Here is a 9,326-nt window from a genome sequence, read left to right as displayed (position 1 = left end):
TCTTCGGGCCCGGGACCTGCCCCTGGGCGGTGTGCCGGAGGTCTTGGTGCCGGGGGTGGGTGGGTCTGCTGGGGGTGGGGCGCCCCTTGCCCGGGCTGGTCTTCGGGCCGCGCGGGCGGGGCGGTGCCTGTTCGGCCTGGTGTTGGCGGCGCAGGCGGCGGGTGGTCTTCTTCGGGCGGCGCACCAGGGTCACGGTGGCGTCCACGGTGGTGCGGATGGTGCGGGTGTGGGTGGCGCGGTCGGTGGTGGTGTGGGCTTGGGCGAGCAGGCCGCGGGAGACGATCCGGCGAGCGGCGGCATGGTCGCGGTCCATGGACAGCCCGCACCCGGTGCAGTGCGCCCATTTCCAGCCGCGTTCGGCCAGCCGGTCGGGGGCGGGATGGTGGGTCAGGGGGGCCAGGCAGCCGGGGCACAGCCGGGAGGTGCCGCGGGCCGGGACGGTGACCACCGCGATACCCGCCCGCGCACCCAGATGCCCGATTGCCTCGGCCACCATGCCGCGCACCTGCCCGGACAGGCGGGCGTTGCCGCGCCGGTGGCCGCGCGCTTCCAGGGTGGGTGAGGTCTTCGAGGTAGAGGACGCTCGCGCCGAGCGCGTTGGCCTGGTCGACGGCCCAGCGGGCCGCCGCCCAGGCCAGCGCATGGTTCAGGTGCCGGATCCGGGCACACACCCGCCCGTGCTCGACCTCCAGCCTCAGGGCCCGGTCGAGGTGCTCACCCCAGCGAAGGTGCGGGGAGCCCAGCCCGTCCGCGAGGGCCCGGTGGTGATCGCGTTTGGCGGCGAGGTGCTCACGTACGCGGCGCAGCCGGTGCAGGGCGGCACTGACCGTGGTGGCGTCGAAGACCAGCGGCCGCCCGTCGGTGAGGACCCGCCGGGTCTGTCCTTTGCCGGTGAGGCGGCCGAGGATGCCGGTGAGCAGGGTGTTGACGCCCCAGTCGAAGCCGAGTGCCACGGCATGCCCGCTCGCCTTGACGGGCGGGGCGGGCCGGGAGTCCGGCAGATCCACCGCGATCCGGCCCTGTGGAGTGGGGCGCAGGGTCGGGGTGTGCAGCACCGCGTCCACCGTGACGGTGCCGGGCAGCCGGATGTCGATCACGTGCCAGGCCCAGTCCCGGCCCGTGGCAGGAACCGCGTTCAGCGGAAGCTTGAGACGCAGCCGGGCGGTGGTCTCGTCCACCCGCTGAAGGGTGACCTGCTGGCGGTCCATCGCCGCGAGGAGCACCTGCGGAGCCACCTGCGGCGGGCCCTCCAACACGCACAACCCGGCGGGCAGGCACCCGTGTTCGGCCTGGTGGGCGCGGATCTGGCGGGTGCGGTTGCGGATCTCGGCACCGTTCACCCCGGCGGGCAGCAGCCCCCGCAGCGCCGTCCACTCCGCCTCGGTGCGCCGACGGGGATCGGCGGGCCAGGTGGCCAGGACCGCGGTCACGATGGTGCGCCGGTGCAGGGCCAGCCGCAGCGTCCGGGCCGCGTATTCCTCGGCGCCGCGGCGCACCCGGTCCGACACATACACCCCGGCCCGGGATGTGACGTCCTGTGGCCAGTTGAGGCGGCGCATCGCCATCCACCCCTTGGACGGCAGGACCTCACCCCGCTCGTCCACCCCGGCGGCCAGCACGTCCAGCGAGGCCTCGTCCCACCGGGAAGCCACCAGAGCACCCGTCAGCTCCCGGCTCAACTCGGCCAGAAACCCCACCCGTTCGAACAGCACGCCCTGCCCGACCCGCTCACCACTGCTCTCCAGGACGCCACGGAAGGCGGTGCAGGCGGCCGTTGCCATCAACCCGGCCACACCCATCACCCCCCTTCCTTTCCGCACGATCCCGGTCAGTCTCCCGGAGCGGCCGCCCCCCGGCGCTTTGATCGGACTAACGAACGACCCTCACACAAGGACACGGCCTCGCCGTGTCCCGTCGATCCGCCCGAGCCCCCCGCACCCGAGCGGCACCGCAACGCACGGGAAACCACGACCGTCGCCATCCCGCGACGCAGCGAAGGAGCAACACTCCCACTCGCAAAAACAGCGGAAGCCGTTACCAGGCAGGCGGAAACGGGTGGCAGAGTCCAAGGAACCGTCCCGCTGACGCGAAGCAGCATCAACCAGCCCGCTTAAGCCAAACCCCCAACAGTTGAAGACCCTCAGGCGTCATGGGCATTCAGATCGATGTGGTGGTGGGTTATCCGATCAACGATGAGGTGGAGAGGGTGCTCGGGTTGGCCGAGGCGGTCGGCGAGCCAGTCACTGTCACGTTCATGTGGGAGGGGCGTGAAGAGGCGGAACGCGCGGTGCTAGTGCCCGCGGCCACGCTGGCGCTCTGGGAGCATTGGGCCCCCACCGCCTACCCGACGAGTGGCGCTGAGGAGGAGAACCGGGCTGTGGCGGAGGAGCCGGAACTGGCCCACCCAGCGGAATTCGGCGCGTTCACGCTTTTTCGTCGTCGCGTAGGAGGGCGCACCGCGGTTGCTCGCAAAGGCGTGGTGGTCGCCGAGCTACTGGACCCCGACGAGGCGCACTGGCTGCAGGAGAAGGCCCGCAACGTCCGCCAAAGCTTCATGGATCCGAAGCAGAAGGCGGCGTTCGAGGAGTTCCTTGCCCGGCAGGCATCCCTCGATGATCAGTGACGCGCCGACTCATGCTTCGTGGCTCTGTAATTGATCTTCGGGCTCTGGTCCGGTTCGTATGGTGTGGTGACGCTCGGTCACGTCAACAGGACATGTTTGCGCCGTCCGCTGGCTCCTGAGTGGTCGTCATGGCCCCGGATCATGTCACAAAACGGCGGTTCGGGTTTCTTGAATTACCCAGGTTTTGAAGGGGGTTTTGAAGGCCTCAACGGGTCTGCGTAACCGGCCTGTCAGTTTCGGAGTCGACTGCGCTGATGTCCGAAGTCACCTGCGCGCGTCCGTGAATTGATTGAGTGCTCATCTCGGTGTGGCGTCGTTGTCGTCCCGTGCGCAGGGCTTCCAGGAGCTGATCACGGTGCTCAACGACTGCACTTTCGGGGAGGTGCCCGTTTCGCAGGAGGGATGTCCAGCTCAGGCGGTGGGGGTAGTCACTGTCCGGGTTGGCGTCGCTCTGAATTTCGCACGCCTGCTCGATGGGGGATCACCTAGGGTATGTGGCATGACGCTGCAACTTGTTCAGGTGAACTTCAAGGCCCGGGACGACTCGGCGCTCGGCCAGTTCTGGGCGGAGGCGCTCGGCTGGGGTATCTCCAGCGAAGGGCCCGGCGTCACCAACCTGGAACCCGTGGGCTTCGACTGGCCGGACCCGTCCGCCGTCTGCATCGATCTCGTCCGCGTCCCGAACCCGGAGACGGTGAAGTACCGCGTGCACATCGAGCTCGCTACCACCTCCGACGCCCATCAGACGAAGTTGGTCGCACGTCTGAAGGAGCTCGGGGCCAGGCCCGCCGATGTGGGCCAGGGTGACGCGCCGTGGACGGTGATGGCCGACCCGGAAGGCAACGTGTTCAGCGTCCTGGAGCCCCGGGAGCTCTACCGGGACACCGGGCCGATGGCCGCCGTGGTCGTCGACTGCGCCGATCCACGGGCCATGGTCCGGTTCTGGGGCGAGGCGATCGACTGGACCGTCCACGAGTTGACCGACGACCGCGCCCTGCTGCGCTCCGTCAAGGGCGTCGGGCCGTACCTGGAGTTCCGCCGCACGCCCGACGACGAGGTCGTATGGAACCGCGTCCATCTCGACGTGATGTCCGACCCCGTCGAGGATCAGGCGAGGGAGGTCGCCCGGCTCGAAGGCCTCGGCGCGATACGGGCCGACGTGGGTCAGGGTGACGTCTCCTGGGTCGTCATGGCCGACCCGGCGGGCAACGAGTTCTGCGTCCTCGGCCGGGGCTGACGCGGAACTCCGTCCGCTCCCTCATGGTGGTGCGGCAGTGCGCGGCGCCGGGCCCCGCCCTCCCCGGCCGCTAACTCGCGACAGCCTGACCCACGCATACGGCAGGAGAGCCCTCTTTCCGCTGTTGGTGGGTAGCGCCCAGGGTCTTCAACTGTTGCGGGTTTGGCTTAAGCGGGCTGGTTGATGCTACTTCGCGGCATAGGACGGTTCCTTGGACTCTGCCACCCGTTTCCTGCTGGCGGGTAACGGTTTCCGCAGAAGAACCCGGCGAACCTGATCCGGTCACAGAACTAGCCGGCGTAGGGGTTCCCGCCGAGCCAGGTGGTGCCGTCGACCAGTTCACGCGCCGCGTCCAAGTGGCCGCTGTGGCAGGCGACTTCGGTGAGCACGTGGATCAGGATGTGCCGCACGTCAGGCAGCCGCCAGGTCGGCCAGATCTCCATGGGCCAGGCGGCGGGCTTCTGTTCGGGCGCGGCGGCGGCGAGCACGGCGTCCGCGCGCGCGATGGCTGCCCGGTAGTCGGCGAAGACCTCCTCGGCGCTCATTCCCTCGGGTATGTACCAGTGCGCCTCCGCGCCTGTCATGAGCTGTCCGGCCACATCCGGCTCGCCCGCGATCACCCCGGGGAACCAGAAGCGTTCGACATCCAGGGTGAGGTGGCGAAGCAATGCCAGGCAACTCCAGCCACTGGGCAGCACTGGCCGCCGCAGATCCTCCGCCGAGAGCCCTTCGAGGATCCCGAGGACGTGCTCACGCTGGCGGTCCAGGGCGCCCTTGAGGGCTGCGAGTTCGGCGTTCACCGGGCGGCGCACAGTTCGGCGAGGCGTTCGAGGGTGCTCGCCATTTGTGTCTGCCACCAGGCGCGCCCGCTGTCCACTTCCGTGCGTTTGTCCTCCGGCATGCGCGAACCGTCGAAGATCTCGGTCACGACCGTCGCCCCGGCCCCGTCCGGGAGCAGGTCAAAGATCCACCGGTGGCCCCATGCGGCCCCGGGCTCGGTGGCGTCCGGGTGCCCGCGACCGGGCCTCGGCTCCCAGCCGATGCGGCGGTCCTGCTCGTACTCGACGACGTGGTTGTTCATCTCGTAGTCGCCGTAGCCCTCGTAGTGCATCCGCATCACGAAGACGTCCCCGGCGCCCGAGACCACGGCATCGGAGACGCCACCGCACAGCATCCCCGAGCCGTCGAGGTCCGGGTGCCGTCCGGGGTCGGCCAGGATCCGGAAGATGTCCTCCGCCGGGGCCTTGATGCGCTGGGACACCACCACCACGGGCCCGCCTGTCGTACTGGCCATCCGCGCCCCTCCGTCAACCGCAGAGCTGAACCTGACTCCGGCCTGGACGCTACACCGGGGGTACGACAACGCCTGGACGAGCGCGTACGAGCCCCGCCCTGCGCGCACTCCCACCGAACCAGTTCTGTCGCCGGCACCACACGCCGTCAGGTGCGCGGCGATCTCCTCCAGCAGTACTCGCGCCCTCGTGCGGCCGGCGCAGAATCCGACCTGGTCACCAGGGCAGATCAGTGCGGACGGGTCCGACTCCGTGATCCCAGGACGCCGAGGAGGCGGAGGCCATGGGCGGGACGAACGCCGTGCGCGTCTTCCTCATGTGAGAACGGTGCCGGACGTTCATCGTTCGTCGGCGCCGGTCACCCGCCGTACCAGATCCGCCCGGGCGCTCTTCAGGCGCGCGGTGGTGACCTGGTCGTCGGTACGCAGGTGGTCAAAGGTCTCCAGGTCGACGAAGGCGAGCAGGGCATGGGTGAGCATGGCGTGGTCGCCCACGACTCCCGCGTCCCGCAGGAGCGACTGGACGTGCTGGGGGAAGGCCCGGCCGTAGTGCGAGGTCTGGCGGCGTTCGCTGGGGACCTGGCGGCCCAGCGCCGGGCCCAGGTCCGTCTCGTCGGCGACCCTCTCGATCAGAGCGCAACCGAACGCGGTCAGCCGGTCCTTCGCCGGTACCCCCGGTCCCAGCGGTGGTGGACCCAGGGCGGACGCCTCGTAGAACTCCGCCTCAACGTCGTCCAGCAAAGCCAGCAGGAGTCCGTTGCGGTCACCGAACCGCCGGAAGAGCGTGCCTTTGCCCACCCCGGCGACCTGCGAGACCTCGTGCATCGTCACGTGCTCGGCGCCCCGCTCGGCCACCAGCCAAGCGGCCGCCTCCAACAAATCTGGCACGGTTGCGGACGGCGTCGGTACGCTCCCCTGCGAGATCGCCCGAAGACTCGGTCATCCATCACTCCGCGGTACGACATCGACGTATACGCAACCATCCTCGATCCGCACCGGATATACCGGGACGGGCCGCGGGGCCGGCGGGTCGAGCGGCTTGCCGGTGCGCAGGTCGAAGCGGGAGCCGTGCAGCCAGCACTTGACCGTGCACCCCTCCACCTCCCCCTCGGAGAGCGAGACGGCACTGTGCGAGCACACGTCGTGGATCGCGAAGAGCTCATCCCCGGTCAGGACCAGGGAGACGGGCACGCCCTCGACCTCGAACCGCCGCGGAACGTCCTCCTTCAGTACGTCGAACCGGTAGAGGTACGTGTAACCGCTGATGGACATCGAACTCCTCGGATACGTCCAGGTTCGGGGGTGACCAGACTGATCACCCAAGCTAATGACCGGGACCGCTGCCGGTACCGGCCCGCAGCCCGAATCACCCTCGGCATATGGTCCTAGGACACCGCGAGGGCAGGGCGGCGCCTGTGCCACCCCGCGTGCCCCTCGTAGACGGCGGCCGCGCGCAGGACGGCGTCGTCGGCGTGGTGCGGCCCGATGACCTGGAGTCCGACGGGCAGGCCCTCTTCCGTGAACCCGCAGGGCACGGTGAGGGCCGGATGCCCGGCGTGGCTCGGGGGTTCGGTGAAGCGGTGGAAGTCGTAGACGGGTTCCTTCACAGGCTGCCCGTCGACCGTCACCGGGCCGCCCTCGGGGCCGGGGTGCGGGAAGGCGGACACAGGCATGGTGGGCGTGAGGAGGAGGTCGTATGCGCCGAAGACGGCCGCGAAACCGGCCGCGATCCGGGCGCGCGTCTGCACCGCGACCCGGTAGTAGTCGACGGCGGACATTCCGCGCGCCCGCCGTGTGAACTCGGCGAACGTCCGGTCGGAGAGGGAGATGTCCAGCCCCTGCCCGGCGACCATGTCCTCCAGGAGGGCGAGGGCGGCGGGGGACCAGAAGTCGGAGAAGTACTGGATGGGATCAGGGAGTTCGACGGCCACTTCCTCGACATGTGCGCCGAGTTCCGTCTCGAACGTGCGGGCTGCGCGCTCGACGAGGGCCCGCACCTGCGGGTCCACGGGACCGTGGCCGAGGTTCGGGCTGTAGGCGATGCGCAGCCCCCGGACGTGAGCGTCGTCGAGGCAGCGACTGTAGTCCACGGGAGAGGCGGGCAGGGACAGCGGATCTTCGCGGTCGGGGCCTGCCACGACCTGGAGGACGAGTGCGGCGTCCGCGACCGTGTGGGTGAGCGGGCCGGAGATGTCGACCGTGCCGTAGACGTCCGACTCGCCAGTGACCGGGATGCGGCCGAGGGACGCCTTGTGGCCGACGGTGCCGCAGCAGGCGGCCGGCACGCGGATGGATCCGCCGCCGTCGCTGCCCCAGGCGATCGGCCCCAGACCTGCGGCGACGGCGGCCGCAGCACCGCCGCTGGATCCGCCGACCGTACGGGAGAGGTCCCAGGGGTTGTTCGTCACGCCGGTGAGCGGGCTGTCGGTCACGGCCCCCATGCCGAACTCCGGCGTGGTGGTCTTGCCGAGCAGGATCGCCCCGGCGGCCTTGAGGCGGGCCCACCCGATGCCGTCGCGGTCAGGGACGTGGTCCTTGTAGTGGACCGAGCCGTAGGTGGTGCGCACCCCGGCGGTGTCCGTGAGGTCCTTGACGGTGACCGGGACGCCGTGGAGGGCACCGAGTTCAGCAGCCGGTACGGCCGTGACCTGCTGTTCTGCGCGTCGCGCCGCCTCCAGTGCCTGGTCGCCGACAACCGTGACAAAGGCGTTCAACGCGGGGTCGAGCCGCTCGATGCGGGTCAGCAGGCTCTCCACGACCTCCACCGGCGAGACCTCGCGGGCCTTGATGGAAGCCGCCAGCTCCGTGGCCGGGAGGTAGCACAGCTCGTCTTCGGTCATCGAGATCTCCAGGAAGAGAGACGTTGTGTAGCGAAGAAAGTACAACGACCATCACACAACGCCAATCCCTGTTGCGTAACATGCGTTGCACAACCAGTGCCGACCTACGGAGGAGAGGGCCAGTGCCCCGCCATGTCGACCATGAGCAGCGGAAGCGGGACATCACCGCGGCGGCGATGCGGATCCTCGCGGAGCGCGGCCTCGGAGCCCTGACCCTGAAATCGCTCGCGAAGGAGCTGGGCGGCTCGATCACCCTGGTCACGCACTTCTACGCCACCCGCGCGGAGCTGCTCCAGGCCATAACCGAGACGGTCCTCCAGGACTACGACGTCGAGCTGGCCGGCCTGGAGGAGGGCGCCGACGCGCGGGAGCGGCTTCAGATCCTGCTGGAGTGGATGCTGCCCCTCGACGAGGAGGCGTGGATCGCGGAGTGCGGCCGGGTCGCCCTGATCGGGCAGCGCGAGGACGATCCCAGCATCGACTCATTCTTCGACCTCATGGACACGCGGATGCGGGAGTACCTGCGCGACCATCTGCGGCCGCTGGTCGAGGAGGAGCGGCTGGAGCCGATGGTCGACGTGCTGCGCGTAACGGTCAACGGCATAGTGCTCGCGGCGGTGGAGCACCGGGAGGAGTGGCCGGCGAAGCGGCAACTCGCCGTCCTCGGGCAGGTGTTGGCCGCGTTCGACCTGTAGGCGCGACGGGTCGGAGTTCAGCCCGCAGGTACATCGAGCCCGAGCGCCGCCACCACGGCATTCAGCGTGGCGCGCTGGTGGCTCGCAGGCCACCGCTCCCCGCGCTCGACCACGGACAACGCCATCCCGTTGGTCATGACCCGCAGCACGTCCACCATGCCGTCGACCTCCGTGGCGGGCACCAGCGGGGACAGATGCTGCCGCAGCAGCCCGGTCATCCGCGCCTCCATCGCGTCCACGAACCGACGCACCGCCGGATCCGGGCCCAACTGCCCGAGCATCAGCAGCCGCCCCTTCTCCTGGAGCCTGCCCTCCTCGTCCAGCGGCAGCATCCACTGCACCAGGATCAGGAGCCGCTCCCGGGCGTCAGCGCCGCGCTCCAGCCGCTCCAGTTCGACCTCGTAGTCCGCGAAGGCGGCTTCCAGTACGGCTTCCATCAGCTCGTCCCGGCTGCCGTAGAAGTGTGTGACCAGGGTGATCGATCCCCCGAGATCCTCGGCGATACGGCGCAGGGTGACGCCGGCCGGCCCCTCCGTCTGGAGGATGCGCAGTGCCGTCCGGGCTATGTGCCGCTTGCGTTCCCCACGGTCGACCACGCGCGGCATGCCGCTCTCCTCCGTGACGAGCGGCCAGGGCCGCG

10 protein-coding genes are annotated in these 9,326 nt (G+C 69.7%); 3 read left to right on the top strand and 7 right to left on the bottom strand.

What is annotated here, in order from left to right; translation table 11 throughout:
• A partial coding sequence (locus tag ABT114_RS45320) for a zinc ribbon domain-containing protein (RefSeq protein ID WP_351151737.1) occupies positions 1 to 496 on the bottom strand: 496 nt, incomplete at its 3' end.
• Between the two features lie 1,653 nt (positions 497 to 2,149).
• Between ABT114_RS45320 and ABT114_RS45315 the strand changes: the two genes are divergently transcribed.
• The gene (locus ABT114_RS45315) at positions 2,150 to 2,623 is read left to right on the top strand and encodes a hypothetical protein (RefSeq protein WP_351151735.1); all 474 of its coding nucleotides are present in this window, start codon (positions 2,150 to 2,152) and stop codon (positions 2,621 to 2,623) included.
• Positions 2,624 to 3,122: 499 nt separating this feature from the next.
• On the top strand, positions 3,123 to 3,860 hold the full coding sequence (locus ABT114_RS45310; RefSeq protein WP_351151732.1) for a VOC family protein: 738 nt from the start codon (positions 3,123 to 3,125) through the stop codon (positions 3,858 to 3,860).
• Between the two features lie 290 nt (positions 3,861 to 4,150).
• On the opposite strand, the gene ABT114_RS45305 is transcribed toward ABT114_RS45310, so the two are convergent.
• The 5 genes from ABT114_RS45305 to ABT114_RS45285 all read right to left on the bottom strand — a co-directional run bounded on the left by ABT114_RS45305 (position 4,151) and on the right by ABT114_RS45285 (position 7,991).
• Entirely contained in the window at positions 4,151 to 4,660 is a 510-nt protein-coding gene (locus tag ABT114_RS45305; RefSeq protein ID WP_351151729.1) for a DinB family protein, read from the bottom strand.
• Positions 4,657 to 5,154, bottom strand: coding sequence for an SRPBCC family protein (locus ABT114_RS45300; protein ID WP_351151726.1), 498 nt, complete (start codon positions 5,152 to 5,154; stop codon positions 4,657 to 4,659). Before ABT114_RS45300 ends, ABT114_RS45305 begins: the two co-directional genes overlap by 4 nt.
• Before the next feature lie 336 nt (positions 5,155 to 5,490).
• Complete coding sequence (locus tag ABT114_RS45295) at positions 5,491 to 6,039, bottom strand: TetR/AcrR family transcriptional regulator (RefSeq protein ID WP_351151723.1); 549 nt, start codon at positions 6,037 to 6,039, stop codon at positions 5,491 to 5,493.
• A 51-nt stretch (positions 6,040 to 6,090) separates the two neighbouring features.
• Positions 6,091 to 6,423 (bottom strand): non-heme iron oxygenase ferredoxin subunit, encoded by a 333-nt coding sequence (locus tag ABT114_RS45290; protein ID WP_351151720.1) that lies wholly within the window; start codon positions 6,421 to 6,423, stop codon positions 6,091 to 6,093.
• Between the two features lie 113 nt (positions 6,424 to 6,536).
• Positions 6,537 to 7,991 carry an amidase gene (locus tag ABT114_RS45285; RefSeq protein ID WP_351151718.1) on the bottom strand — a complete coding sequence of 485 codons (1,455 nt, stop codon included), beginning with the start codon at positions 7,989 to 7,991 and terminating at the stop codon, positions 6,537 to 6,539.
• A 122-nt stretch (positions 7,992 to 8,113) separates the two neighbouring features.
• Here ABT114_RS45285 and ABT114_RS45280 point away from each other — a divergent pair, with 122 nt between their 5' ends.
• Positions 8,114 to 8,686: a TetR/AcrR family transcriptional regulator gene (locus ABT114_RS45280; protein ID WP_351151715.1), complete on the top strand. Its 573-nt coding sequence runs from the start codon at positions 8,114 to 8,116 to the stop codon at positions 8,684 to 8,686.
• A 17-nt stretch (positions 8,687 to 8,703) separates the two neighbouring features.
• On the opposite strand, the gene ABT114_RS45275 is transcribed toward ABT114_RS45280, so the two are convergent.
• Positions 8,704 to 9,291 (bottom strand): TetR/AcrR family transcriptional regulator, encoded by a 588-nt coding sequence (locus tag ABT114_RS45275; protein WP_351151712.1) that lies wholly within the window; start codon positions 9,289 to 9,291, stop codon positions 8,704 to 8,706.
• Positions 9,292 to 9,326 lie beyond the last annotated feature (35 nt).

The organism is Streptomyces sp. NPDC002088, from assembly GCF_040296605.1.
Lineage (GTDB): Bacteria > Actinomycetota > Actinomycetes > Streptomycetales > Streptomycetaceae > Streptomyces.
Note: the sequence above shows the minus strand (reverse complement) of the source record. Positions and strands in the feature narration are given on the sequence as shown.

Bases quoted from the DNA above. Each gene is read 5' to 3' on its own strand.
- ABT114_RS45275 (WP_351151712.1), bottom strand. From the start codon at position 9,291: ATGCCGCGCGTGGTCGACCGTGGGGAACGCAAGCGGCACATAGCCCGG.
- ABT114_RS45290 (WP_351151720.1), bottom strand. From the start codon at position 6,423: ATGTCCATCAGCGGTTACACGTACCTCTACCGGTTCGACGTACTGAAG.
- ABT114_RS45285 (WP_351151718.1), bottom strand. From the start codon at position 7,991: ATGACCGAAGACGAGCTGTGCTACCTCCCGGCCACGGAGCTGGCGGCT.
- ABT114_RS45315 (WP_351151735.1), top strand. From the start codon at position 2,150: ATGGGCATTCAGATCGATGTGGTGGTGGGTTATCCGATCAACGATGAG.
- ABT114_RS45300 (WP_351151726.1), bottom strand. From the start codon at position 5,154: ATGGCCAGTACGACAGGCGGGCCCGTGGTGGTGGTGTCCCAGCGCATC.
- ABT114_RS45310 (WP_351151732.1), top strand. From the start codon at position 3,123: ATGACGCTGCAACTTGTTCAGGTGAACTTCAAGGCCCGGGACGACTCG.